Annotated in this window: 25 protein-coding genes and 1 tRNA gene; 21 read left to right on the forward strand and 5 right to left on the reverse strand. The window is 64.3% G+C overall.

Annotated elements, in window-relative coordinates:
* The first annotated feature begins 68 nt into the window (after positions 1–68).
* From ACNJX8_RS16785 to ACNJX8_RS16795, 3 genes are read left to right on the forward strand one after another with little or no spacing between them, the layout of a single operon-like run.
* Positions 69–1,427, forward strand: coding sequence for an MFS transporter (locus tag ACNJX8_RS16785; protein WP_128933059.1), 1,359 nt, complete (start codon positions 69–71; stop codon positions 1,425–1,427).
* Complete coding sequence (locus ACNJX8_RS16790) at positions 1,424–1,921, forward strand: GAF domain-containing protein (protein WP_439361396.1); 498 nt, start codon at positions 1,424–1,426, stop codon at positions 1,919–1,921. The genes ACNJX8_RS16785 and ACNJX8_RS16790 overlap by 4 nt, the downstream gene beginning before the upstream one ends.
* 17 nt (positions 1,922–1,938) lie before the next feature.
* A complete protein-coding gene (locus ACNJX8_RS16795; RefSeq protein WP_439361397.1) occupies positions 1,939–3,186 on the forward strand; it encodes an amidohydrolase family protein in 1,248 nt (415 codons plus the stop codon).
* 103 nt (positions 3,187–3,289) lie between these two features.
* Here the strand turns inward: ACNJX8_RS16795 and ACNJX8_RS16800 are convergent, their stop codons facing one another.
* Positions 3,290–5,347 carry an ATP-dependent helicase gene (locus tag ACNJX8_RS16800; RefSeq protein ID WP_439361398.1) on the reverse strand — a complete coding sequence of 686 codons (2,058 nt, stop codon included), beginning with the start codon at positions 5,345–5,347 and terminating at the stop codon, positions 3,290–3,292.
* A 129-nt stretch (positions 5,348–5,476) separates the two neighbouring features.
* Between ACNJX8_RS16800 and ACNJX8_RS16805 the strand changes: the two genes are divergently transcribed.
* Positions 5,477–6,067: a TMEM175 family protein gene (locus ACNJX8_RS16805; protein WP_128933063.1), complete on the forward strand. Its 591-nt coding sequence runs from the start codon at positions 5,477–5,479 to the stop codon at positions 6,065–6,067.
* Between the two features lie 8 nt (positions 6,068–6,075).
* Here ACNJX8_RS16805 and ACNJX8_RS16810 read toward each other — a convergent pair whose 3' ends face one another.
* Positions 6,076–6,456, reverse strand: a complete 381-nt coding sequence (locus ACNJX8_RS16810) for a YciI family protein (RefSeq protein WP_164934806.1) — start codon at positions 6,454–6,456, stop codon at positions 6,076–6,078.
* 195 nt (positions 6,457–6,651) lie between these two features.
* Here ACNJX8_RS16810 and ACNJX8_RS16815 point away from each other — a divergent pair, with 195 nt between their 5' ends.
* The 3 genes from ACNJX8_RS16815 to ACNJX8_RS16825 all read left to right on the forward strand — a co-directional run bounded on the left by ACNJX8_RS16815 (position 6,652) and on the right by ACNJX8_RS16825 (position 7,496).
* Entirely contained in the window at positions 6,652–6,837 is a 186-nt protein-coding gene (locus tag ACNJX8_RS16815; protein WP_091889314.1) for a hypothetical protein, read from the forward strand.
* A gap of 26 nt (positions 6,838–6,863) precedes the next feature.
* Entirely contained in the window at positions 6,864–7,067 is a 204-nt protein-coding gene (locus tag ACNJX8_RS16820; RefSeq protein ID WP_439361399.1) for a hypothetical protein, read from the forward strand.
* A 355-nt stretch (positions 7,068–7,422) separates the two neighbouring features.
* Positions 7,423–7,496, forward strand: a tRNA-Gly gene (locus ACNJX8_RS16825).
* Positions 7,497–7,671: 175 nt separating this feature from the next.
* Here ACNJX8_RS16825 and ACNJX8_RS16830 read toward each other — a convergent pair.
* Positions 7,672–8,562: a LysR substrate-binding domain-containing protein gene (locus ACNJX8_RS16830; RefSeq protein ID WP_439361400.1), complete on the reverse strand. Its 891-nt coding sequence runs from the start codon at positions 8,560–8,562 to the stop codon at positions 7,672–7,674.
* A 205-nt stretch (positions 8,563–8,767) separates the two neighbouring features.
* Here ACNJX8_RS16830 and ACNJX8_RS16835 point away from each other — a divergent pair, with 205 nt between their 5' ends.
* The 7 genes from ACNJX8_RS16835 to ACNJX8_RS16865 all read left to right on the forward strand — a co-directional run bounded on the left by ACNJX8_RS16835 (position 8,768) and on the right by ACNJX8_RS16865 (position 13,923).
* Complete coding sequence (locus ACNJX8_RS16835) at positions 8,768–10,102, forward strand: C4-dicarboxylate transporter DctA (RefSeq protein ID WP_128933107.1); 1,335 nt, start codon at positions 8,768–8,770, stop codon at positions 10,100–10,102.
* A 21-nt stretch (positions 10,103–10,123) separates the two neighbouring features.
* Positions 10,124–10,624, forward strand: coding sequence for an ureidoglycolate lyase (locus ACNJX8_RS16840; protein ID WP_439361924.1), 501 nt, complete (start codon positions 10,124–10,126; stop codon positions 10,622–10,624).
* Positions 10,625–10,651: 27 nt separating this feature from the next.
* Complete coding sequence (locus tag ACNJX8_RS16845; RefSeq protein WP_128940615.1) at positions 10,652–11,491, forward strand: bifunctional allantoicase/(S)-ureidoglycine aminohydrolase; 840 nt, start codon at positions 10,652–10,654, stop codon at positions 11,489–11,491.
* Between the two features lie 185 nt (positions 11,492–11,676).
* Positions 11,677–12,117 carry a DUF2231 domain-containing protein gene (locus ACNJX8_RS16850; protein ID WP_439361401.1) on the forward strand — a complete coding sequence of 147 codons (441 nt, stop codon included), beginning with the start codon at positions 11,677–11,679 and terminating at the stop codon, positions 12,115–12,117.
* Positions 12,114–13,451: a PQQ-dependent sugar dehydrogenase gene (locus tag ACNJX8_RS16855; protein ID WP_439361402.1), complete on the forward strand. Its 1,338-nt coding sequence runs from the start codon at positions 12,114–12,116 to the stop codon at positions 13,449–13,451. The genes ACNJX8_RS16850 and ACNJX8_RS16855 overlap by 4 nt, the downstream gene beginning before the upstream one ends.
* Positions 13,452–13,508: 57 nt before the next feature.
* The gene (locus tag ACNJX8_RS16860; RefSeq protein ID WP_091889217.1) at positions 13,509–13,712 is read left to right on the forward strand and encodes a hypothetical protein; all 204 of its coding nucleotides are present in this window, start codon (positions 13,509–13,511) and stop codon (positions 13,710–13,712) included.
* 40 nt (positions 13,713–13,752) lie between these two features.
* Positions 13,753–13,923 carry a hypothetical protein gene (locus ACNJX8_RS16865; RefSeq protein WP_164934807.1) on the forward strand — a complete coding sequence of 57 codons (171 nt, stop codon included), beginning with the start codon at positions 13,753–13,755 and terminating at the stop codon, positions 13,921–13,923.
* Positions 13,924–13,947: 24 nt separating this feature from the next.
* Here the strand turns inward: ACNJX8_RS16865 and ACNJX8_RS16870 are convergent, their stop codons facing one another.
* Positions 13,948–14,094, reverse strand: coding sequence for a hypothetical protein (locus tag ACNJX8_RS16870; protein WP_439361403.1), 147 nt, complete (start codon positions 14,092–14,094; stop codon positions 13,948–13,950).
* Between the two features lie 195 nt (positions 14,095–14,289).
* Between ACNJX8_RS16870 and ACNJX8_RS16875 the strand changes: the two genes are divergently transcribed.
* From ACNJX8_RS16875 to ACNJX8_RS16900, 6 genes are all read left to right on the forward strand, one after another.
* Entirely contained in the window at positions 14,290–15,687 is a 1,398-nt protein-coding gene (locus ACNJX8_RS16875) for an MFS transporter (RefSeq protein ID WP_439361404.1), read from the forward strand.
* A gap of 122 nt (positions 15,688–15,809) precedes the next feature.
* Positions 15,810–16,637 carry a 3-keto-5-aminohexanoate cleavage protein gene (locus tag ACNJX8_RS16880; protein ID WP_439361405.1) on the forward strand — a complete coding sequence of 276 codons (828 nt, stop codon included), beginning with the start codon at positions 15,810–15,812 and terminating at the stop codon, positions 16,635–16,637.
* Between the two features lie 133 nt (positions 16,638–16,770).
* On the forward strand, positions 16,771–17,976 hold the full coding sequence (locus ACNJX8_RS16885) for an MFS transporter (protein WP_439361406.1): 1,206 nt from the start codon (positions 16,771–16,773) through the stop codon (positions 17,974–17,976).
* Between the two features lie 175 nt (positions 17,977–18,151).
* Positions 18,152–19,381, forward strand: a complete 1,230-nt coding sequence (locus ACNJX8_RS16890) for a CaiB/BaiF CoA transferase family protein (protein ID WP_128933114.1) — start codon at positions 18,152–18,154, stop codon at positions 19,379–19,381.
* 161 nt (positions 19,382–19,542) lie between these two features.
* Positions 19,543–19,758: a hypothetical protein gene (locus ACNJX8_RS16895; protein ID WP_128933115.1), complete on the forward strand. Its 216-nt coding sequence runs from the start codon at positions 19,543–19,545 to the stop codon at positions 19,756–19,758.
* A 93-nt stretch (positions 19,759–19,851) separates the two neighbouring features.
* Entirely contained in the window at positions 19,852–20,244 is a 393-nt protein-coding gene (locus tag ACNJX8_RS16900; RefSeq protein WP_439361407.1) for a RidA family protein, read from the forward strand.
* A gap of 345 nt (positions 20,245–20,589) precedes the next feature.
* Here the strand turns inward: ACNJX8_RS16900 and ACNJX8_RS16905 are convergent, their stop codons facing one another.
* Complete coding sequence (locus tag ACNJX8_RS16905) at positions 20,590–21,252, reverse strand: TetR/AcrR family transcriptional regulator (protein ID WP_128933117.1); 663 nt, start codon at positions 21,250–21,252, stop codon at positions 20,590–20,592.
* Positions 21,253–21,468: 216 nt separating this feature from the next.
* Between ACNJX8_RS16905 and ACNJX8_RS16910 the strand changes: the two genes are divergently transcribed.
* A complete protein-coding gene (locus ACNJX8_RS16910) occupies positions 21,469–22,704 on the forward strand; it encodes an acyl-CoA dehydrogenase family protein (protein ID WP_128933118.1) in 1,236 nt (411 codons plus the stop codon).
* Positions 22,705–22,758 lie beyond the last annotated feature (54 nt).

The raw sequence follows: 22,758 nt of genomic DNA on the forward strand, positions 1-22,758 counted from the left end.
AATGTCACTTTGTCTATGGTTCCCTCCCGAGCGGCGCGCCGGGCCCGTGACAATCGAGGGGGACTTTCATGTCGATGATATCGGCGCGCATCGAGCGCCTTCCATTCGCGCGCTTCCACACGCATCTGCTGTTGATGGGCGGGCTCGGCTACATGTTCGACGCGATGGACGCGGCCGTGCTGGCGTTCATCCTGCCGGTGCTGCGCACGGCCTGGAATTTGTCGAGCGTCGAGATCGGCGTACTCGGCAGCAGCACCTATATCGGCTTCCTGTTTGGCGCGTTGCTGGCGGGCACGCTGGGCGACCTGATTGGCCGCCGGGCGGTGATGATGTCGGCGCTGGCGCTCTATTGCGCGGCATCGATCGTGAGCGCGGCGGTCGACACCTGGCCATCCTTCTTCGCCGCCCGCGTCGTCGCCGGCATGGGCACCGGTGCCGAGAGCGCGATCATCGCGCCCTATCTTGCCGAGTTCGTCGCGCGGCGCTTCCGCGGCAGCTTTACCGGCGCGCTGGCCGGCTTCTTCTCCTTCGGTTTCGTCGCGGCGGCCTTGCTCGGCTACTTCATCGTTCCCGCCTATGAGAACGGCTGGCGCATCGTGCTGGTGATCACCGCCGTCCCGGTCGTCATGCTGTTGTGGTGGCGCAGGGCGCTGCCGGAATCGCCACGCTGGCTGGAAAGCCGGGGCAGGAGCAAGGAAGCCGAAGCCGTGCTGGACAGGATCGAAGCCGGCTTCGCCCGTGAGGGTCACGCGCTGTCGCAGCCAGTCGTCGATGCGGTCAGTCCGCCCTTCGCCGGGGGAACGCTGCTGGCCAATTTCGCCGCGCTGCTCGCCGGCCGGCAGGCGCGCATCACCATCATGACCTGGATCATGTGGCTGGCGATCACCTTCAGCTATTATTCCTTCTTCGTCTGGATTCCTGGCCTTCTGGTCCAGAACGGCATGAGCATCACCAAGAGCTTCGCCTATTCGATCGCGATCTATTGCGCGCAGATACCCGGCTATTTCAGCGCCGCCTGGTTCAACGAGCGCGTTGGCCGGCAGGCGACGATCGCGTCCTACATGGTGCTCGGCGGCGCCAGCGCGCTCGGACTCGCGTTCGCGCACAGCGACCAGCAGATCATGCTCGCGGGCATCTGCCTGTCGTTCTTCATGAACGGCACCTATGCGGGCGTCTATGCCTATACGGCGGAAGTGTTTCCGACGCCGGTCAGGACCACCGGCGCCGGCCTTGCTTCCGCGATCGGCCGCATCGGCGCGATCGTCTCGCCGATCCTGGTCGGCTATCTCTATCCCAATTTCGGCTTTGCCGGCGTGTTCGGCATCACCACCAGCGTTCTGCTGATCGGCGCGCTGACCGTCGTCCTGATGGGCGTGCGGACGCGCGGCCGCTCACTGGAAGAGATTGCGGCGGGTGAAGTCGCATGAGGAAGGTGAGACGCCAGGCCGATCCGCTGCTCTGCAATGTGGCGGCCGCGCAGGGCAGGGTGGAGCAGCCGAATGCCCTGTTCTCGGCGCTGGACGACGCGTTGAAATCGGCGATTGGGCACAAGCTGTTCACCATCCTGACCTATGACGGCGACAGCGGCGAAGCAGCGCGGGTCTATTCCAATCTCCCCGGCCCGTATCCGACCGGCGGACGCAAGCGCCTGGCGCCGGGCCCGTGGACCGAGGCCGTTCTCGATCGCGGCGAGGCCTATATCGGCCGCACGCAGGATGATTTGCGCAACGTCTTTCCCGACTACGAGCTGATCGCGTCGCTCGGCTGCGAGAGCGTGCTCAACATGCCCGTGCGCTGGCGCGGGCGCACGCTCGGCTCGCTCAACCTGCTGCACGAGTCAGGCTGGTACGGCGCGGACGACATCGCGGCGTGCCTTCCCTTTGCCCAGCTCGCGCTGCCCGCGCTGCTCACACAGTCCTGACCAGACAGGAAACGACCATGCCCAGCACCCTCTTCAAGAACGTCGCTCTGCTCGATCCGCTCCAGCCGGACCTGCTGGAGGGACATCACGTGCTGGTCGAGGACAATCTGATCAAGGAGGTCTCCGACCGGCCGCTCCAGGCCTCGGCCGATCGGACGATCGACCTGAAGGGCAAGACGTTGATGCCCGGCCTGATCGACCTGCATGTTCATGCGGTGGCGGTCGAGCTCAATCTGGCGCAGCAGGTGCACATGCCGAACGTGCTGGTGACGCTGCGCTCGACGTTGCTGCTGCGTGGCATGCTCCGGCGTGGCTTCACCACCGTCCGCGACGCCGGCGGGGCTGGCCATGCGCTGAAGCAGGCGATCGAGACCGGCCTGACCGACGGCCCGCGACTGTTCGTCTCCGGCCGCGCATTGAGCCAGACCGGCGGGCATGGCGACATGCGGGCGCGCTCGGATTACCTCGCCAGCGACGCGCCGTGTCCCTGCTGCGTGCGTGTCGGCGCGCTGGCACGCGTTGCCGACGGCGTCGACGGCGTGCGCAAGGCGGCGCGCGAGGAGCTGCAGATGGGTGCCGACCAGATCAAGATCATGGCATCCGGCGGCGTCGCCTCGCCAACCGATCCGGTCGGCGCCTTCGGCTACTCCGAGGACGAGATCCGCGCCATCGTCGAGGAGGCGCACGGGCGCCAGACCTATGTGCTGGCCCATGCCTACAGCGCTGCTGCCATCGCGCGCGCCGTTCGCTGCGGCGTGCGCACGATCGAGCACGGCAATCTGGTCGATGCTCCGACCGCGCGCTTGATGGCCGAGAAGGGCGCCTATGTGGTGCCGACGCTCGTCACCTATGAAGCGCTGGCGAACGAGGGCGCCCAATACGGTCTGCCGCCCGAGAGCGTGGCCAAGATCGCCGATGTTCGCGACGCCGGGCTGCGTTCCCTCGCGATCTACCGCGACGCCGGCGTGAAGATGGGGTTCGGCAGCGATCTGCTTGGCCCGTCGCAGCGCCTGCAGAGCGACGAATTCCGCATCCGCGCCGAAATTCTCGGCTCGCGCGCCGTGATCGCCAGCGCGACATTGATCGGCGCCGAGGTGCTGGGCATGGAAGGCAAGCTAGGCCGGATCGCGCCCGAGGCCATCGCGGACCTGCTGGTAGTCGACGGCAATCCGCTGCGCGACGTTTCCTGCCTGCTCGGCCAGGGCGAGCACATTCCGCTGGTGATGAAGGCAGGCAAGGTCCAGTTCGACAGGCTGAACGCCTAGAGCATGATCCGGAAAAGTGTGAAGCGGTTTTCCGAAAAGATCATGCTCAGACCAAAACCTAAAGCGCGATGACGATTCATCCCAACCTCATCGCGCTTTAGCTCTACCGCCACATCCCCCGCATCTTCGCGCCGATGTCGATCTTCGGGCCCTGCGCCGCGGTGCGCGCTGCGCCGGCAGCGGCCTTCGGCCAGGCGGTGCGCTCGAACAGGTAGACCAGCTGCTCCGGGATGAAGCGGGTGCGCGAGGCGTAGACGTGGCGGTCGCCCTTGGCGGCCTGGCCGTGGACGAAGAAGCGCTGCGGCACGACAAGATGAAGATCGTCCTTGGCGCGCGTCATCGCGACATAGAGCAGGCGGCGCTCCTCCTCGAGCTCGGCGCTGGTGCCGGCGCCGAGGTCGGACGGCATGCAGCCGTCGACGACGTTGAGCACGAACACCGACTTCCATTCCTGGCCCTTGGCGGAATGGATGGTGGAGAGGATCAGGTAGTCCTCGTCGCGCAAGGGCGGCCCGGATTTGTCGCTGGTCGCATCGGGTGGATCGAGCGTGAGCTCGGTCAAAAATTTCTCGCGCGAGGCGTAGCCGCTCGCGATCTGCTCGAGCTGCATCAAATCGGCACGCCGCGTCTCGGCATCCTCATGAATGCGGTCGAGATGCGGCTCGTACCACAACCGTACGCGCTCGAGATCGACCGGCCATTCCGAGTAGCGCAAATTCTGGGTCGTGCGGACGAAGTCGGTCCAATCAGCGCCGGCGCGAGCAGGCGCCGGAAGCTGACCGAGCGCGGCCAGCGGATCGGTGCTTTCGGCCATCTGGTCGAGCACGCGCTGCGCCGTGGCGGGTCCGATGCCCGGCAACAGATGCAGGATGCGGAAGCCTGCGACGCGGTCGCGCGGATTCTCCGCGAAACGCAGCAGCGCCAGCACGTCCTTGACGTGCGCTGCATCGAGGAATTTCAGTCCGCCGAACTTGACGAAGGGGATGTTGCGGCGGGTCAGCTCGATCTCCAGGGGGCCGGAATGCGAGGAGGTCCGGAACAGCACCGCTTGGTGCTTCAAGAGCGCGCCTTGCTCGCGATTGGCCAGCACCTGTTCGACGATGTAGCGGGCCTGGTCGGCCTCATCGTGCACGGTGACGAGCTGCGGCTTGTGCGTCGAGGTGCGGTCGGTCCAGAGATTCTTGGTGAAGCGCTCGCGCGCAAGCCCGATGACGCCGTTGGCTGCCGCCAGCACCGCTTGGGTCGAGCGGTAATTGCGGTCGAGCGTGATCATCTCGGCGCGCGGCGAGAAGCTCTGTGGAAACTCCAGGATGTTGCGCACGGTGGCGGCACGGAACGAATAGATCGACTGCGCGTCGTCGCCGACCACGGTGAGGCCGCGGCCGTCGGGTTTCAGCGCCAGCAGGATCGAGGACTGCAGGCGGTTGGTGTCCTGGTATTCGTCGACCAGCACATGATCGAAGCGGCCGCCGATCTCTTCCGCGATCAACGCATCGCTCATCATCTGCGACCAGTAGAGCAGAAGATCGTCGTAATCGAGCACGTGCTGGGCCTGCTTGGCCTCGACATAGGCCGCAAACAGGCCTTTCAGCTCGGCCGCCCAGCCGGCGCACCAGGGATAGTGCACCCCTAACACCTTCTCGATCTCCATCTCGGCATTGACGCAGCGCGAGTAGATCGAAAGACACGTGCCCTTGGCGGGGAAGCGGCTCTCGGTTTTCGACAGGCCGCGCTCGTGCCGGACCAGGTTCATCAGGTCGGCGGAGTCCTCGCGGTCGTGGATGGTGAAGGCGGGATCGACGCCGATGCGCTCGGCATATTCGCGCAAGAGCCGCGCACCGATGCCGTGGAAGGTGCCGGCCCAGGTGAGCGCATCGCGCATGATCGCGGCGTTGTTCTCACCCAGCACTTTTCGGGCGATGCGTTCCACGCGGCCGGCCATCTCGGCCGCGGCGCGGCGGGAGAACGTCATCAACAGGATGCGGCGCGGATCGGCGCCTGCGACGATCAGATGCGCGACGCGGTGGGCGAGCGTGTTGGTCTTGCCGGAGCCGGCACCGGCAATGACGAGCAGGGGAGCGCCCACGGTCGCGCCTTCGGCCACGCCATGCTCGACGGCGCGGCGCTGCTCCGCATTGAGCGTGTCCAGATATGTCGCCACGAATCGCCCCGGTGAAAGGGGGAGAGTCGGCGATCTCCTCGCGAATCGCAATGCAGCTGGACGAAACCGGGTTTAGGATTTAGGGGGAAAGACGGCCCGAAGTTCCAGCCCGAGAAACGCGTCCCTGGCATGACCGAGCTCAAGCCCGACCAGTTCGAGATGCGGCGGCTGGAATCGCTCAGCAACACCATTTTTGGTGTCGCCATGACGCTGCTCGCCTACGACCTGCCCAAGGCCGCGGTGTTCACCAGCGCCCCCGGCTGGAGCGATCTTGCCCATGTCTATTCCGGCAAGCTTGCCGGCTTTGCGCTCAGCTTCATCATCGCCGGCGTGTTCTGGATCAGCCATCACCGGCGCCTGGCGCGCCAGCCCATTGGCAGCCGCGGCGCGGTGATCCTGAATTTGTTCTTCCTGCTCTCGATCGTGCTGCTGCCGGTGACCAACGGTCTCTACACCAACTATGGCATGAGCAACGCGGTGGCTGTGCTCTACGGCCTGCACCTGACCGCGATCGCCGGCCTCAATGCCTGGCTGTGGTGGACCATCCTGGGCGGCTGGCGCCACGAAATCATGGCCTCGATGTTTCCGCTGCTCGTGTTCATTCCGGGCACGGTCGTTGCCGCGTTCGCGCCGCATATCGCGCCCTTCGTCTGGTTCATCGCCTTTGGCGGGCTCGTGATCCAGCGCTTCACCATCGCGCGGTCCGAGCTAGACCCGTAAGCGGCACCTCACGGGGATGTCGCGCCGAACCCGTCGGCCGGCACGTAAAGCTTGACCGGGCGGATTTCGTAGACCGCCGTCGGGTTGACCGCACGCAGCTTCCGCGCCGCCGCAATCGCCTCATCCTCGGTGGCGCATTCCATCAGGTGGAAGCCCAGAAGCTGCTCCTTGGTCTCGGCAAACGGGCCGTCCAGCACCATGCCCGCGCCGGGGCCCCGCAAGGTGCGGGCCTTCCGGGTCTCGTCCAGACGGGCGGCCGGCCCAAACTGTCCGCTTGCTCTCAGGGGCGCCTGAACCTCGATGACTTTGGCCACGACCGCGGCGTCCTCCTCCGGCGTCCAGGACAAGACCTCGTCTTCCACGTGATAGGCCAGGATGGCGTACAGCATCGTCACCTCTTTTTTCTAAGCAAGCCCCAAGGACGTAGCACGGCAGCCCGTGCCGACAATCCCGAAGCAAAATATTGCGCGGCGAGCAAGCGACGAAACCGTCCTGAAACCCGATTGCGGCCGCGCCGTGTGAACGCCGCCGGAAGTGGTCGCGACTGATGACCACAAACAACAAGGTTTTTGCTGGAGGCGGCTATGTCGGGTCACACCATCAAGATCATCTGCGACGCGCGTCGGGCGGGGCAATCGGAGCCAGCCGATCTGCACGACCAGGCCGGCCATCACCGCTATTACGGCAGCTCGGCCGAGAACGGCGGCGAGCGGATCGTGGAGAGCCGGCGCGGCAAACGCCCGCGTGCGCTCAACATCTGCGGCTTTTGAAGGCGTCGACGAGACCGTGACTCGACATGGACGTCCTGCATATATCGATCGCGGCGATGCCGTTCCTGCTCTCGCTGGCGAGCCGGACCGGCAAGGCGATCGCGCCGTGCCTGCTTGCGAGCATCTTCACCGTGCTCCTCTCCGGAGAGCCCCACCGCGCCATCATGGCCTGGTGCGTCGGCATGCTGATTGCCTCAGTGGCATTCCGTGAGCGGCTTCGCGCGAGCTGAGCCGGCGGGCGCTCTCGACCCTCGATTAAGACAAATCGCAAAAGAAAAGGCGCGGCGGGGAGGCCCCGTCGCGCCCGATTTCTTGCTCGCTGGTCCAGGGCTGAGAGCGCCCCGATGCCAAGCTTTGTCTAGAGCTTAGCGGGCGATCCCAGCGAGGTGACAGCGCTTGAGATAAGACACTGGATCACCTCCTTTCGTTGGTTTCGGGAGATTCCAATATAGGTTGTAAGGCCGCAGCTGTTAAGGGCAGCCCGATTGGCCGGAACCGAGGCCTGTTCGTAAGGCCGGCAAGCTGCGAAAAGTCACCGTCGCGGCAGTTGAGACCGTCGTCCGGCCGTGTTAGGGAGCCCCTGTCGCGGGTGTAGCTCAATGGTAGAGCAGCAGCCTTCCAAGCTGAATACGAGGGTTCGATTCCCTTCACCCGCTCCAATGTTCTCAACAGCTTAGACGTTTCATTTCATTCCGACACGTCGCGTTTCGTCGACGACCAGCGGCATTTGCCCCTGTGCCTTCGGCATGACGGCCACACGTGGTCAAAGAAAATTATCGCAACGGTCTGAGCAGGGGGCGCCCCTGCCGGCTTGATCGATGACGTGAACCTGGCTCAGGCTCTTCGGTGGTTGAGGTAGCGAAGCGCGAGCCTGATGAAATTGTGCACCACCATCGACGTCTCGTCCTCCCTGAACACCAGAAACACATCGGCTGTGGGCGGCGAGGGCCTGATCGGGCGGAATACGATGTCGGTGGTTGTGAACCGCGCAATCGACTGCGGTACGAGTGCCACACCAAAACCTGCGGCAATCAGACTCGGGATCGACTGGGCGTCGACGACTTGCTGGGAAACCTTTGGGAGGAAGCCGGCGTCGACACAGCACTTCTGTACGTAGCGGGCGAAATCCGAGCTGTCCGGATCCAGGACGACGTGATCCTCGGAGGCGAGATCACCGAGGGCGATGCGCTTGCGGTGCGCCAGCCGATGGGTGCGGGGCACGGCCAGGACGACCTCTTCGCGCCACGCCAGCTTGCTGGTCAGGTCGCGTTCGGCGGGAATGCCGCGAATGAGACAGATGTTGGTGGTACGGCCAAGGAGCGCGGCGATCTGCAGCGCCGGCGCCTGCTCATGCACGGTCATCTTGACCTGCGGAGCGACCTTCCGGTAGGCCGCGAGCAGCTCGGCGAGACGCCCGCGCAAGATCGAGCCGGTCGCCCCGACATCCAGCGTTCCGACCAAGCCGGCGCCTATCGACCGGACCTCGTCTTCGGTGGCTTTGATCTGCTGCAGGATCGCGCGCCCACGCACCAGCATGGCTTCGCCGGCCTGCGTCAACTCAACCCTGCGGCTCGTCCTGTAGAGGAGCTGGGTCCCGAGTTCGGCCTCGAGCGCCTGGATATGTTGGCTGAGCGGCGGCTGCGAGAGGTTCAGCCGTCGGGCGGCGAGGGTAAAGCTCCGCTCTTCGGCAACCGCGATGAAGTACCGGAGCTGGCGCAGATCCATAGCGAAACCCTATCAATCGTGTCGTTCTATATATTGGACTTGGCGGCGAGGCTGGTCAACGAATGACCGGCGGAGACCTCGCGCGTGCTGCCGCGACCGAATGGCTCCGTCCGCGGCGACTTCACGTCGCCGCCAACGATAAGAGTGGCGAAGGCTAAAGGCCGACCAAGCCAGACAAATGGAAGCCCAGCGAGCGAGGAAAGCCATGCCCAAGATTTTCAAGTCACTCTTCTTCCAGGTGGTCGTTGCACTCGCGGCCGGTATCGCTCTCGGCATGGCCTATCCGGACACCGCGTTGCAGATGAAGCCCCTGGGCGACGGCTTCATCAAGCTCATCAAGATGCTGGTGCCCGTCATCGTGTTCTGCGTGGTCGTGCAGGGAATATCAGCGGCCGGCGACCTTTCAAAGGTAGGAAGGGTCGGTATTCGCTCGCTGCTCTATTTCGAGATCGTCACCACCATCGCCCTGATGTTTGGCATTGCGCTTGCTTATTATTTCCAGCCCGGCGCCGGAATGAACATCGATCCGAGGACGCTGGACGCCAAGGCGCTCAGCGGATTCAGCCAGACCGCGGCTCAGGTCGCCGGCGGGGGCGTCTCCGAATTCCTGATGAAGCTCATCCCGTCGACCATTGTCGGTGCCTTCAGCTCCGGCGATGTTCTGCAGGTCCTGATCGTGTCGATCATGTTTGGCTGTGCCATGTCGTTGTGCGGCGAGCGCGCGAGGCCAGTCGTCGATTTCGTCGAGCGGGTGAATGAGATCATCTTCAAGATGATGAACTTCGTCGTCCGGCTCGCCCCGCTCGGCGTCTTCGGTGCGATCGCCTTCACTGTCGGCAAGTATGGCATCGGTTCGCTCAAGCAGCTCGGGGGACTCGTTGCCCTGTTCTATCTGGCGGTGTTCTTCTTCGTGGTCCTCGTGCTCGGCGCGATCATGCGGCTGTCGGGCTTCAGCCTGTTCAAGCTGCTCGTCTATCTGCGTGAAGAGCTGATGATCGTTCTTGGCACGGCCGCAGGCGACAGCGTGCTTCCGCAGACCATGCGCAAGCTCGAACAGCTCGGGATCAAGCGGTCGACGGTCGGTTTGGTCATCCCGACGGGGTACTCATTCAATCTGGATGCCTTCTCGATCTACCTGACCTTGGCGGCGGTCTTCATTGCCCAGGCGACGAACACACCGCTCGCCACGGGCGACCTCCTGGCGATCCTCGGCGTCGCGCTGCTCACCTCCAAGGGGGCTCATGGCGTCCCGGGCTCGGCCATTGTCGTCCTCGCGGCGACGCTGGCTGCCATTCCGGCCATCCCGGCGATCGGACTGGTGCTGATCCTGTCGGTGGACTGGTTCATCGGCATCGCCCGTGCGCTCGGCAATTATGTCGGAAACTGCGTTGCCACGGTCGTCGTCGCCTCGTGGGAGGGGGACCTCGATCGCGCGAAGGCGCATCGCATCCTCGATGGTGAGGTCGTTCCTTCCAGCGAGGACGTGCAGATCGATCCGGCCGGCGCGAACGCTCCCGTCGCGGGTCTGCAGACGCTTTGAGCGCAGAGGCATTTCGTGATGATGGCGACACTCTCGATTGAGCCCTTGACCAGGCAGGCGTTCGCTCCGTTCGGAGAGGTCGTCGAAACGGAAGGGTTGACGGCCCTGTCGATCAACCAGGGCTATGCCGAGCGCTACAACGAACTCGCCACTATCGATGTCGGCGCCGAAGGCGGACAAATCAACATCAGCTGGTTTGTCGCCTCTGCGCGGCCCGCGCCGATCGCCATTCGCCTGATGGAGCGCCATCCACTTGGTAGCCAGATGTTCATGCCCTTGAACGGACGGGATTGGCTGGTCGTCGTTTGCACGGACCCGCACACACAATCGAGCTATCGGGCGTTCGCTGCCAAGGGCAACCAAGGCGTGAACTATGCCCGAAACTGCTGGCACCACCCGCTTCTGGTCCTCAAGGACGCAAGCTCGTTCCTCGTCGTCGATCGAAAGGGTGGTGGTGACAATCTCGAAGAATATTGGCTGGACGAGACGATGCAACTCGATCTCAGGACAGCCGCAAGCTGACCCCGGTAACGACTACGAGGCTTGATGATGTCATCGCAAACCTATCACATCCCGCAAGGGGGCCTTCCGCCCCAGACGGATCTTCTGAGTGGCCGGGCGGTCTTTACGAATGCCTACGCCGTCATTCCCAACGGCGTGCAGCGCGATATCGTCGTCAGCCACCTGCCGCACTGGGACGACACGCGCGTCTGGGTCCTGGCGCGACCGCTGTCCGGATTCGCCGAGACGTTCTCCCACTATCTCATGGAGCTCGCGCCGGGTGGAGGAAGTGAAGTTCCCGAGCCGGACAAGGATGCCGAGGGCGCGTTGTTCGTCGTGGGCGGCCAGTTGGTCCTCACATTGGCGGACAGGGAGCGTGAGCTCAGGCCCGGCGGCTTCGCTTATCTGCCACCCGGCTGCGCCTGGAGCATTCGCAACCGGGGGCAGAGCCCGGCGCAGCTTCATTGGATCCGCAAGCTGTATCAGCGCGTGCCAGGATTGGCCGAGCCCGAGGCGATTGTGACCCATGCAGACTCGGTTGAACCGGTCGCGATGCCGGGCACCGAGGGAAGGTGGGCAACCACGCGCTTCATCGATCCGGCCGACATGCGGCATGACATGCACATCAATATCGTCACGTTCGAGCCGGGTGCGACGATCCCTTTTGCAGAGACGCACGTCATGGAGCACGGATTATATGTCCTCGAGGGCAAGGCCGTGTATCGTCTTAATCGGGACTGGGTCGAGGTCGAGGCCGGAGACTATATGTGGCTGCGCGCCTTCTGCCCGCAGGCCTGCTACGCAGGAGGCCCCGGTCGGTTTCGCTATCTGCTTTACAAGGACGTCAACCGCCACATGAATCTGCGACAGGGAGCTCCGCTGATTTGACCTCGCGTAGCGTCGGTTTCGGGTAGCGCTCGACGATCCGGCCCGGATCGCCGCCTTCCACGCGGCGGCCGGCTGCCGACATGCAGGCGCGCCCGCACGATCGATCCGTCCAGGAACCATCACGGCAAGCATGAGTTGGCCGGTCGGGTAGGGCGAAAGTCACGAGGCCGACCGTGCAAGACGACATGCGCGTCCGTTCCACGGCGCAGATCGCGGGGCATCCGATTCATCCGATGCTGGTGCCGATCCCGATCGTGTGCTTCATCGGGGCGCTGTTCACTGACATCGCCTATGTCGCGAGCGCCGAGATCATGTGGGCGGATTTTTCCGCCTGGCTCCTGCTCGTCGGCATCATCTTCGGCGTGCTCGCGGCCATCGCAGGCCTGACCGATTTCCTCGGCAACCGGCTGGTGCGGACGCAAGCGCCGGCATGGCCGCATCTGATCGGCAACGCCGTGGCGCTGGTCCTTGCGATCTTCAACACGATGATTCACATGCGCGATGCCTGGACCTCGGTGTGGCCAACCGGGCTTGTGCTTTCGGCGATCACCGTGCTGATCCTGCCCGTCACCGGCTGGCTCGGCTGGGCCATGGTCTATCGCCACGGTGTGGGAGTTGCGCGATGAAGTTCTCCATTGCCCGCGCGCTGTTGTGCTCTTCGTTGCTGTGTCTGGCCGGCTGCAATGACGGCAGCGGCGATCCGAAGGCGCAAATCGGTGCCAATCCGACGCTGCCGGAGATCCAGCAATATCTGCTGCCTCCGGTCCACATCGCCCGCATCGTCGGCTGGAAGAAGGACGAGACACCGGCCGTTGCGCAGGGCTTGCAGGCCAAGGCATTTGCGACCGGCTTGCAGCATCCGCGTTTCCTCTACGTGCTGCCCAATGGCGACGTGCTGGTGGTGGAATCCAAGGCGCCGAAGGGGGCCGCGATCAAGCGGCCCAAGGAGATCGTCATGGGATATATCGAGTCCTGGGCGACATCGGGCGGCGGCGACACCGGGCCGGGCAACCGCATCACGCTGCTGCGTGACAGCAACGGCGACGGCGTACCTGATACGCAAAGTGTCTTCCTCGACCGTCTCAACTCGCCGTTCGGCGTCGCGCTGGTCGGCAACGATCTCTATGTCGCCAACACCGATGCGATCGTGAAATATCCCTACACCGAGGGCGATACCAAGATCACCGCGCCCGGCACGGTGCTGACGCCGCTGCCAGGCGGGCCGATCAATCATCATTGGACCAAGAGCCTGGTCGCGAGCCCCGACGGCTCAAAGCTCTATGCCGGCGTCGGCTCCAACAGCAACATCACCGAGAACGGCATGGAGGCCGAGCACAATCGTGCTGCCATCCTCGAGGTCGATCGTGCCAGCGGCCGCTGGCGCGTCTTCGCAAGCGGCCTGCGCAATCCGAACGGCCTCAGCTTCGAGCCGCAGACCGGTGCGCTGTGGACGGTGGTGAACGAGCGCGACGAGATCGGTCCCGATCTCGTGCCCGACTACATGACGTCGGTGAAGGAGGGCGGCTTCTACGGCTGGCCTTACAGCTATTGGGGCCAGCACGTCGATCCCCGCGTCAAGCCGGAGCGGCCGGACCTCGTCGCCAAGGCGATCGTGCCGGACTACGCGCTGAGCTCGCATGTCGCCCCGCTCGGGATGGCTTTCTCCAGCGGCACGAGCCTGCCGGCCGCTTATCGTAGTGGCGCCTTCGTCGGTGAGCATGGCAGCTGGAACCGGCAGGTGCTGAACGGCTACAAGGTCGTGTTCGTGCCGTTTGCGGACGGCAAGCCGAGTGGGCCGGCGCAGGACGTCGTGACGGGCTTCCTCAACAGCGACAATCAGGCGCGCGGACGTCCCGTCGGCGTCGCCATCGACAAGACCGGCGCGCTGCTGGTGGCCGACGACAGTGGCAACACGGTGTGGCGGGTGACGGCGGTGCGTCCGCAGCTGACGCAACGTTAAGCGCGCCGGCGCGTTATCGGGCAGACGGTCTCTGAACGCCAAGCCAGGAGTTGGACCATGGGCCTTGCTCAATATGCCATCGTGCCGGTACAGGACGAATGGGGCGTGCTGCACGACGGCGACGTCAAGAGCAGATATGCCACCAAGGAAGCCGCATTCGAATCGGCGGTTGCTGCGGCATCCCTGGCCCTTCGCGAGGGACATGAAGTCCATGTCAGCGTCCCTGGCCGCGAAGCCGGCGAGACTGCACTCGGCGTCTAGAGCGCCGCGACGCGGATAGCTTTCGAGAGAAGGAAGCCGAATGACCAAGCCTCGTGAGCAGAACGGCGTCGAGCCGCCGCTGTCCGAAGACGACATCCAGCGCGACCAGTTGGGCCCGCGCGGCGTGCCCGGCGCGCCTGACCCGGCCAGGATGACCCCGCAGCGCGACAAGAAGACGCCGAAGCACATCGAGCCAGGCCACACCGCGTGACGCGGGATCTGCGGCGGCTCATGATCAGACGATCAACCGCCCGCGCCGCGCGGCAATCCCAACCGCAACCTCGGCACAGGCGTTGAAATCGAGACGGGCGGCTTCGATGCCATCGGGAGTGCCGGCCGCCAGTCCGCGCGCATAGCCGCCGCCCGGGCGTTCGCCCGGCATAACATCATGTTAGGTTTATCGCATAACTGGGTAATTGTGTTAGCCCGGCGAAAGCCTATTGTTGCCCCCAATCAGACACCGACCGGCAGTGACAAGCGCTCGCGAAACTCCGCAGAGCGCCCGAAGATTGCTGCCCAATTTTTCAACGAAGCCCGCCAACGGGCCGTCAGCAAACGAGATTGGGAGGATTTTGAGATGGTCACGACGCGCGCGATCCATGACATGACTCAGTCCAGGAAGGCTGCCGCAAGCGGCTGGATCGGGTCGGCTCTCGAATATTATGACTTCTTCATCTACGCGACAGCCGCCTCGCTGATCTTCCCGCAGATCTTCTTCCCGTCGGACAATCCCACAGTCGCAATCGTCGCATCGCTTGCGACCTATGGCGTCGGATACGTGGCGCGGCCGATCGGTGCCTTCGTCCTCGGACATTGGGGCGACACGCATGGCCGCAAGACCGTTCTCATCCTTTGCATGTTCCTGATGGGCCTCTCGACGATGGCGGTAGGTATCCTGCCGACGTATCAACAGGCCGGCATCATGGCGCCGGTCCTGCTCGTCATCCTGCGACTTGTGCAGGGATTTGCGGTGGCCGGTGAAATCTCCGGCGCGAGCTCGATGATCCTGGAGCACGCGCCGTTCGGTCGGCGTGGCTTTTATGCAAGCTTCGCGCTCCAGGGCGTGCAGGCCGGACAAATTCTCGCGGCAGCCGTCTTCCTGCCGCTGGCGGCCTATATGCCGACCGAGGCCTTCAACAGCTGGGGCTGGCGGATTCCGTTCCTGCTCAGCTTCTTCGTCATCGTCGCCGGCTACATCATTCGCCGCGAAGTCGACGAAACGCCTGCTTTTGCCCGAGAGGACGAGCGGGGAGAAACGCCACGGGCTCCGATCGTCCAGGCCATCAAGCTGAGCTGGCCCGACATGCTGCGGGTCATCTGCATGGCGCTCATGAACGTCATTCCGGTCGTTGCGACCATCTTTGGGGCGGCCTACGCGGTCCAGCCGGCCTATGGCATCGGCTTTGCCAAGGACGTCTATCTGTGGATTCCGGTGCTCGGAAACATGCTGGCCGTGTTCATCATTCCCTTCGTCGGCCATCTCTCCGACAAGGTCGGCCGCAAGCCCCCGATCATCGTGGGCGCGCTGCTCTCCGGCCTGCTCGCCTTCGGCTATCTCTATGCCATCAGCATTAGGAACGTGCCGCTCGCGATCCTCCTGTCGCTCCTGATGTGGGGCGTGGTCTATCAGGGCTACAACGCGATCTTCCCGAGCTTTTATCCGGAGCTGTTTCCGACGCGCACTCGTGTGTCGGCGATGGCGATCTCGCAGAACATCGGCACGACCATCACGGCATTGCTTCCCGCCCTGTTTGCGACTGTGGCTCCTCCCGGCTCGACCAACATTCCCTTGACGGTGGGGGCGATCGCCTTCGGCATCACTGTCATCGCGGCACTGGCGGCGGTCACGGCGCGCGAAACCTATCGGATCAGCATCGACGATCTCGGTAATCCCCAGGCCGTTCCGATGGCGCAGGCCGATTATGAGCGGCAGCGTGCGGCAGCAGCGGGCGGTGCGACCGCAATTCCGACCTGATCCGGACAGAACAAGGCCCTGCCGCTGCGATTGACGAAGGTTGCAGCGGCAGGGCTTCACGCATAGCGTGACTAACTACTCGAACTTTGTGCGCGCGAGCGCTGGAATCATGAGGTTGTTGGATGAACCCCGCTGTCGTTGCTGTCGCGATCACCGGATCCGTTCCGCGCAAGAAGGACAATCCGGCGGTCCCCATCCTGCCGTCCGAGCAGATCGAATCGACGCAACAAGCCTTCGAGGCCGGCGCCACGCTTGCGCATATTCATGTTCGAAACGATGACGAGACGCCGTCCTCCGACCCCGAGCGTTTTGCCCTGGTGCAGGAGGGGATCAGGAAGCATTGTCCCGGCATGATCGTCCAGTTCTCGACCGGCGGGCGGGGCCGCGATCCCTCGGCGCGCGGCTCAGCGCTGTATCTCAAGCCCGACATGGCCTCGCTCTCCACCGGATCAGTGAACTTTCCGACGATAGTTTACGAGAACAGCGCCGCGCTGGTCGAAACGCTCGCCACCAGCATGAAGGCGAATGGCATCCGGCCGGAAATCGAGATCTTCGATTTGTCGCATCTGCATGGCGCCCGCCGCCTGATCGAGGCGGGCCTGATCGACCAGCGTCCGCACGTGCAGTTCGTCATGGGCGTCAAGAACGCAATGCCGGCGGACGAACATGTCCTCGACATCCTGTTGGGAGAGCTCAGGCGGCTGATCCCGAAAGCAACCTGGACGGCAGCCGGAATCGGGCGCCATCAAGCCGAGGTCATGGGCTGGGCGCTCGCGCGGGACGCCGACGCGGTTCGCACCGGGCTCGAGGACAATATCAGGATCGGCAAGACGCGCCTGGCCGCCAGCAACGCAGAGCTGGTGGCCATCGCGGCCGAGGCTGTCGCACGGCACGGCCGGCGCGTCGCGACCGCGACTGAGGCGCGATCCTTGCTCGGGATCGCAGGCTAGGGCGACCGTCCACCGCTCGACATGCTCCCGGCTGCCTCCAGCCATTCGGCCGCCGGCGTTCCCGTGCGCCGAGTCTCCGGGTATGACGGGGGCACAGGCGTGATCGGCGCCTGCCGGGCAGGCGACGGTTGGAATGCGGTACTTGAAATCTGACAGCAGGCTCATCGGGGTCCTGCTGGTGCTCGCGATCACGCAGCTGGTCGGATGGGGCACGATCGGGCTTCCCGCCATCATCGGGCGCGACCTTGCGGCGGACCTCGGCATGAGCCTGCCGGCGGCGTTCGCGGGGACGTCCGTTCTCTATGTCGCGATGGGACTGTGCGCCCCCTGGCTCGCCAAGTCGTTTGTGCGGCATGGCGCGCGGACGGTTATGATGATCGGCACGGTCGTCACTGTGCCGGGCTTCGTGCTGCTGTCGCTGGCGCGCGAGCCGATGCTCTATTTCGCCGCCTGGATCGTGCTCGGCATCGCCGGCAGCGCCACGTTGTCGACCGGCGCCTATATCATGCTGAACGAGGTTGCCGGGCGGCAAGCCAAGAGCGCGATCGGCGCGCTCATGCTGGTGACGGGCTTGTCCAACAGCATCTTCTGGCCGGCCACATCGTTCCTGAGCGGCCACCTCGGCTGGCGTGGAACATGCCTCGTCTATGCCGCCACGTTGATCCTCGTTTCGCTTCCACTCTATGCGTTCGCGGCTCCGCGCCGGAGAGGCGCCGAAGGCGATGGCGGTGCGCCGGCCAAGCCTGAGGATGCGCCGCCAATTGCGCGGAGCACGTTTCGTCTCGTCGTGGCCGCGATCACCCTCAATGCCTTCGTCAATTTCGGCCTTTCCGCCATTCTCATCGAGCTGCTCCGGGCGGAGGGCCTGGCGCCGGCCCAGGCCATTGCCTTCGGCTCGATGCTCGGTGTGATCCAGGTCAGCGCGCGCGGGCTGGATTTCCTCGGGGGCGGGCGATGGGACGGCATCACGACCGGCCTCGTCGCAGGCACGGCCTTGCCGCTGGCGATGCTGCTGCTGATGATGAGCGAGAGCACGACCTGGGCAGTCGCGGTCTTCATCCTGCTCTACGGCGCCGGCAGCGGCGCAATGGCGGTGGCGCGGGCGACCATCCCGCTGGTGTTCTATGACCAGGCTGAGTTCGCCAAGGCCATGTCGATGATCGCGCTGCCGCTCAATCTTGCATCCGCAATCTCGCCGCCGCTCCTCGTCGGCTTGCTCACGGAGTTCGGCAGCCGCAGCGCCCTCGGTCTCACCTTCGTCTGCTCCTGCGCGACCGTGCTGATCCTGGTCCTGCTCGGCCGCCGCCGGCCGCGAACTGTCGCTGCAGCCCTGACCTAAGAAAAAATATTCACCGCGCGGAATTCGACGTCCAGAGCCGATGCCGTCACCGGGCAGAGGATGGGCGTATGCCGCCAGTGCAGTGCTCGACGCCCGAAAATAGTGTATCGGCAAGCTGCGCGGCCAGGGCTTCGAGCCGCCGCGCCAAGATTCCAGTTCCCCGGAGGAAATCGTCATGTCGGCCTTGCCGCTTTCAGGCATCAAGATCCTTGACCTCACCCGCGTGCTCGCAGGACCCCTGTCGGCCCAGATGCTGGGGGACCTGGGCGCGGAGGTCATCAAGATCGAGCGGCCGGGCACCGGCGACGACGCGCGCGCCTTCGGCCCACCTTACCTCGCCGATCCCGAAGGCAAGGCGAACAACAACAACTCGTTCTACCTCTGCGCCAACCGCAACAAGAAGTCGGTCACGGTCAACATCGCCAAGCCGGAGGGGCAGGCGATCATCCGGGAGCTCGCCAAGGACGTCGACGTTTTCATGGAGAACTACAAGGTCGGCGATCTCAAGCGCTACGGCCTCGACTATGAATCGATCAAGGCGATCAATCCCGGCGTCATCTATTGCTCGGTGACCGGCTTCGGCCAGACCGGCCCATACGCGCCGCGCGCCGGCTATGACGCGATCCTGCAGGCGATGGGCGGCCTGATGAGCGTCACCGGCCATATCGACGGCGAGCCTGGCGAGGGCCCGATGAAGGTCGGTCCCTCGATTGTCGACTACATGACCGGCATGAACTCATCGATTGGGATTCTCTCGGCGCTCTACCATCGCGACGCCAATGGCGGGGCGGGACAGCACATCGACGTCTGCCTGTTCGATACTGTCATCGCGTCATTGTCGCACTGGCTCCAGATCTACCTCGTCAACGGCAAGACACCGCCGCGCCGCGGCACCTGGGGCAATGGCGGCATGCCGGCCGGCGTGTTCCGCTGTACCGACGGCGAGCTGATGCTGGTGGTCGGCAATGACGGCCAGTTTCAGCGCACCTGCGCCGTGCTCGGCGAGCCCGAGCTCGCCAGCGACAAGCGCTTCATCAAGAACAACGACCGCGTCGTGCACGGCAAGGAGATCATGGCGATCTTCGCCGGCCTGTTCCTGAAGAAGCCGGTGGCCTACTGGCTGGAAAAGCTCGAGGAAGCCGGCGTGCCCTCAGGGCCGATCAACAATTTCGAGCAGGTGTTTTCCGATCCGCACGTCCAGTCGCGCGGCATGCGGGTGAAGGTCAACCATCCCTTCGAGCCCGATCTGTCGCTGGTCCGCAACGCGCTCACTTTGTCCGAGACCCCGATCAAGGACTACCGCGCGCCGCCGCTTCTGGGCGAGCACACCCAGGAGGTGCTCACCCGCAAGCTCGGCTATGATGCCGGCAAGATCGAGACGCTGAAGCAGCAAGGCATCATTTAGCGCGCTTACCCTCCGGGGGGCGGCGGTCGCGACCGGTGCGATGCTCGGGCTTGCCTGAAGCTTGCCCGCAATCCCCAGATAATCCCGGTCCGTAGTCGCACAGGCTTTCGCTGCGCGCCCGATTCTGATCCGATCTCTCCACTTGAGCGGGAGGGAAGCGAATGTCCTACACGATCGGGTTCCAGGCCAAGAACCAGAAGGGAATTCTGGCGACCGAGGCGGCGACCGCAAATCAGGCCGTCGCCATCATTGCCGCGCTGCGGCAAAGTTCCGATGAGATCAAGTTCATCCGTTCACCGCAGGAAGGCGAGATGGGCATCGAGATGCTGCTGCTGCTCGCCAAGGAAGAGGCCGAGGAGATGCCGCAGCGGATCTAGAGTCCGCCGCCACACTTCGATCGAAAGCGAATCATGCCGGCTGCAATATGGTGTACCACGGCGCCGTCTCGCTCGAACCGAAGGTGGCCTCCGATGAAACGCGAAGCCCTCCGCGTCGAACCGATCTCGACGTTTCTCGACCGCTGGAAGGCGCCGACCTCGCCACTGACGCGCGCCGGCAACATGATCTTCGTCGCCGGCCTGCCGCCGTTCGATCCGGTGACGGGCGAGATCGCCTCCGTTTCGATCGAGCGGCAGAGCGAGCTCGTCATGGAGCAGATGAAGCTGTGCCTTCAGACGGCCGGCGCCTCGCTCGACAACGTCATGAAGTGCAATGTCTACTGCACCTCGACGAAGCATTTCGCCGCCTTCAACACCGTCTATGCGCGCTACTTCCCGCTCGATCCGCCGGCGCGGATCTTCGTCTGCACGCCGGAATGGTTCGGTCACTTCGACGTCGAGATCGACTGCATCGCGATGATGTGAGTGGCGATCCTTTCGCTTCTCCCCGCAAGCGATAGGGCTATCGCATATGGCGTGGATAATGCTTCGGCATCGGCAGTGGGCTCCCTCTCCCGCTTGCGGGGGAGGGCGGGGGTGGGGGTGCCTCCGCGTCGGGATTGTCGAGAATTGCGGAGGCGATCCCAGTGCGGTGAGAGCCCTCACCCGCCGCGCTCGGGACGATGCTTCGCATCGCCCGGGACGCGTCGGCCTCTCCCGCAAGCGGGAGAGGCGGAGCAAACTCGCGGGTGGTCCCCGCGAAATGCATATGCGATAGCGCTACCGCAAACGGGGCGAGGGAGCGCAGCGTCGGTGTGGCTACCTTTTCGACTAACGCGCCGCCACCTTTGACGACACCTTCGTCTCGGCCTTTCCCGCCGTCAGGGCCATCGTCGCGACGCTGACGACGCGGGCGACCACGTCCTCGACGTCGTCGAGATCGCATTTGCCTTCCGACAGCTTCGTCAGCCGCTCGCTCTCGCGGATGGTGTGGTGCGCCATGGCGAGCGCGAAGTTCAGGCCCCAATAGATCTCGACGTCGCTGCGCTCGGGCAGGGATCTCCGCATCGCGCCGGCGAATTTGCGCAAATGGTCGATCTCGCGGTTCTTGATGCGGCGGATCGGCGGCACGGATTCGATCGAGGCGCGGATCATGAAGCGCGCCGCGGTGGAGCGCTGGTTCTCGGGGCCGAGGCAGCCGCGCAAGGTCGGGCCGACGAGCGCGCGCAAAATCACCTCGATCGGCGCGCGCCCGCCGCCTTGCTCCTCCGCCGCCTTCAGTTCGCGCAGGCGCTCGCGATTGGTCGCGATCGAGCGCGTGACGAACAGTTCCGCGATCAATTCATCCTTCGAGCCGAAATGATAGTTCACCGCGGCGAGATTGACATTGGCCTCCGCGACGATGTCGCGGAGCGTCACGTCGCCGAAGCCTCGATCGGCGTAGAGCCGTTCGGCGGCGGCGAGAATGGCAGACCTCGTATGATCACTGGCCATGAATGCCCTGGATGAGGGGAGTTGCAATTCAAACAGTTGTATGAAACTATCGTTTGAAGGCCGGAAATGTCAATCCGCAATCGGGACTCGTTCGCAACTCGCGATCTCGTTCCGAAGTGGCCGCAAAGTCACGCGCATTCGCGCTTGCGGGTCGCACGCGGCGGCGGGACAGTCCGGCGCAAGAGATTGTTCAAAGAGCAAGACGAGGAGCGTCCCATGGATTTCGATCTGTCCCCCAAGCAGAAGGAATGGCTCGACCGCGTGCAGTCCTTCATGGCCAAGCACGTGCGCCCGGCGGTGCCGGTCTACGACCAGCAGGACAAGAGCGGCGACCGCTGGAAGGTGATTCCGGTCCTGGAAGACCTCAAGAAAAAGGCCAAGGCCGAAGGCCTCTGGAACATGTTCCTGCCGCCGTCCGAGCACGAGGATGACGAATTCCGCGGCGCGGGACTGACCAATCTCGAATACGCGCTGCTGTCGGAAGAGATGGGCCGTATCACCTGGGCCTCGGAGGTGTTCAACTGCTCGGCGCCCGACACCGGCAACATGGAAGTGTTCATCCGTTACGGCTCCAAGGAGCAGAAGCGCAAATGGCTGCGCCCGCTGATGGACGGCGAGATCCGTTCCGCCTTCCTGATGACGGAACCGGCGGTGGCCTCGTCCGACGCCACCAACATCGAGACCCGCATCGAGAAAGACGGTGACCACTACGTCATCAACGGTCGCAAATGGTGGTCGTCCGGCGTCGGCGATCCCCGCTGCAAGATCGCGATCCTGATGGGCAAGACCGATTTCAAGGCGGCCAAGCACCAGCAACAGTCGCAGATCCTGGTTCCGCTCGACACCCCCGGCATCAAGGTCGAGAAGATGCTGCCCGTGTTCGGTTTCGACGACGCGCCGCACGGCCACGCCCAGGTGCTGCTCGAGAACGTGCGGGTGCCGAAGGAGAACATCCTGCTCGGGGAAGGCCGAGGTTTCGAGATCGCGCAGGGCCGTCTCGGTCCGGGACGCATTCATCACTGCATGCGCACCATCGGCAAGGCCGAGGAGGCGCTGGAGAAGATGGTGAAGCGGCTCGCCTCGCGCACCGCCTTCGGCAAGAAGATCGTCGAGCATTCGGTGTGGGAACAGCGCATTGGCGAAGCCCGTACCAACATCGAGATGACGCGTCTTTTGTGCCTCAAGGCGGCCGACATGATGGACAAGGTCGGCAACAAGACCGCGCAGGCCGAGATCGCCATGATCAAGGTCGCAGCGCCCAACATGGCGCTGAAGATCATCGACGAGGCGATCCAGGCCTTTGGCGGCGGCGGCGTCTCGGATGAAGCCGGCCTTGCCAAGGACTACGCCCACATCCGCACGCTGCGGCTCGCCGACGGTCCGGACGAGGTGCACAACCGCGCCATTGCCAGACTTGAACTTCGGAAGTATGCAAACTCTCCAAGTCACTAAACAAGTCATCGAGAGGGAGAGCCGGACGGCGCTTCCGACTTGAAGACACGACAG

This window comes from Bradyrhizobium sp. SPXBL-04, from assembly GCF_051853035.1.
GTDB lineage: Bacteria > Pseudomonadota > Alphaproteobacteria > Rhizobiales > Xanthobacteraceae > Bradyrhizobium > Bradyrhizobium zhanjiangense.

Excerpts from the sequence above, each read along its gene's own strand:
- ACNJX8_RS16890 (WP_128933114.1), top strand. The coding sequence starts at position 18,152 with ATGTCGGCCTTGCCGCTTTCAGGCATCAAGATCCTTGACCTCACCCGC.
- ACNJX8_RS16795 (WP_439361397.1), top strand. The coding sequence starts at position 1,939 with ATGCCCAGCACCCTCTTCAAGAACGTCGCTCTGCTCGATCCGCTCCAG.
- ACNJX8_RS16880 (WP_439361405.1), top strand. The coding sequence starts at position 15,810 with ATGAACCCCGCTGTCGTTGCTGTCGCGATCACCGGATCCGTTCCGCGC.
- ACNJX8_RS16905 (WP_128933117.1), bottom strand. The coding sequence starts at position 21,252 with ATGGCCAGTGATCATACGAGGTCTGCCATTCTCGCCGCCGCCGAACGG.
- ACNJX8_RS16895 (WP_128933115.1), top strand. The coding sequence starts at position 19,543 with ATGTCCTACACGATCGGGTTCCAGGCCAAGAACCAGAAGGGAATTCTG.
- ACNJX8_RS16900 (WP_439361407.1), top strand. The coding sequence starts at position 19,852 with ATGAAACGCGAAGCCCTCCGCGTCGAACCGATCTCGACGTTTCTCGAC.
- ACNJX8_RS16885 (WP_439361406.1), top strand. The coding sequence starts at position 16,771 with ATGCGGTACTTGAAATCTGACAGCAGGCTCATCGGGGTCCTGCTGGTG.
- ACNJX8_RS16810 (WP_164934806.1), bottom strand. The coding sequence starts at position 6,456 with ATGCTGTACGCCATCCTGGCCTATCACGTGGAAGACGAGGTCTTGTCC.
- ACNJX8_RS16785 (WP_128933059.1), top strand. The coding sequence starts at position 69 with ATGTCGATGATATCGGCGCGCATCGAGCGCCTTCCATTCGCGCGCTTC.
- ACNJX8_RS16840 (WP_439361924.1), top strand. The coding sequence starts at position 10,124 with ATGGCGACACTCTCGATTGAGCCCTTGACCAGGCAGGCGTTCGCTCCG.
- ACNJX8_RS16845 (WP_128940615.1), top strand. The coding sequence starts at position 10,652 with ATGTCATCGCAAACCTATCACATCCCGCAAGGGGGCCTTCCGCCCCAG.
- ACNJX8_RS16830 (WP_439361400.1), bottom strand. The coding sequence starts at position 8,562 with ATGGATCTGCGCCAGCTCCGGTACTTCATCGCGGTTGCCGAAGAGCGG.
- ACNJX8_RS16875 (WP_439361404.1), top strand. The coding sequence starts at position 14,290 with ATGGTCACGACGCGCGCGATCCATGACATGACTCAGTCCAGGAAGGCT.
- ACNJX8_RS16815 (WP_091889314.1), top strand. The coding sequence starts at position 6,652 with ATGTCGGGTCACACCATCAAGATCATCTGCGACGCGCGTCGGGCGGGG.
- ACNJX8_RS16860 (WP_091889217.1), top strand. The coding sequence starts at position 13,509 with ATGGGCCTTGCTCAATATGCCATCGTGCCGGTACAGGACGAATGGGGC.
- ACNJX8_RS16790 (WP_439361396.1), top strand. The coding sequence starts at position 1,424 with ATGAGGAAGGTGAGACGCCAGGCCGATCCGCTGCTCTGCAATGTGGCG.
- ACNJX8_RS16910 (WP_128933118.1), top strand. The coding sequence starts at position 21,469 with ATGGATTTCGATCTGTCCCCCAAGCAGAAGGAATGGCTCGACCGCGTG.
- ACNJX8_RS16855 (WP_439361402.1), top strand. The coding sequence starts at position 12,114 with ATGAAGTTCTCCATTGCCCGCGCGCTGTTGTGCTCTTCGTTGCTGTGT.
- ACNJX8_RS16820 (WP_439361399.1), top strand. The coding sequence starts at position 6,864 with ATGGACGTCCTGCATATATCGATCGCGGCGATGCCGTTCCTGCTCTCG.
- ACNJX8_RS16850 (WP_439361401.1), top strand. The coding sequence starts at position 11,677 with ATGCGCGTCCGTTCCACGGCGCAGATCGCGGGGCATCCGATTCATCCG.
- ACNJX8_RS16865 (WP_164934807.1), top strand. The coding sequence starts at position 13,753 with ATGACCAAGCCTCGTGAGCAGAACGGCGTCGAGCCGCCGCTGTCCGAA.
- ACNJX8_RS16805 (WP_128933063.1), top strand. The coding sequence starts at position 5,477 with ATGACCGAGCTCAAGCCCGACCAGTTCGAGATGCGGCGGCTGGAATCG.
- ACNJX8_RS16870 (WP_439361403.1), bottom strand. The coding sequence starts at position 14,094 with ATGCCGGGCGAACGCCCGGGCGGCGGCTATGCGCGCGGACTGGCGGCC.
- ACNJX8_RS16835 (WP_128933107.1), top strand. The coding sequence starts at position 8,768 with ATGCCCAAGATTTTCAAGTCACTCTTCTTCCAGGTGGTCGTTGCACTC.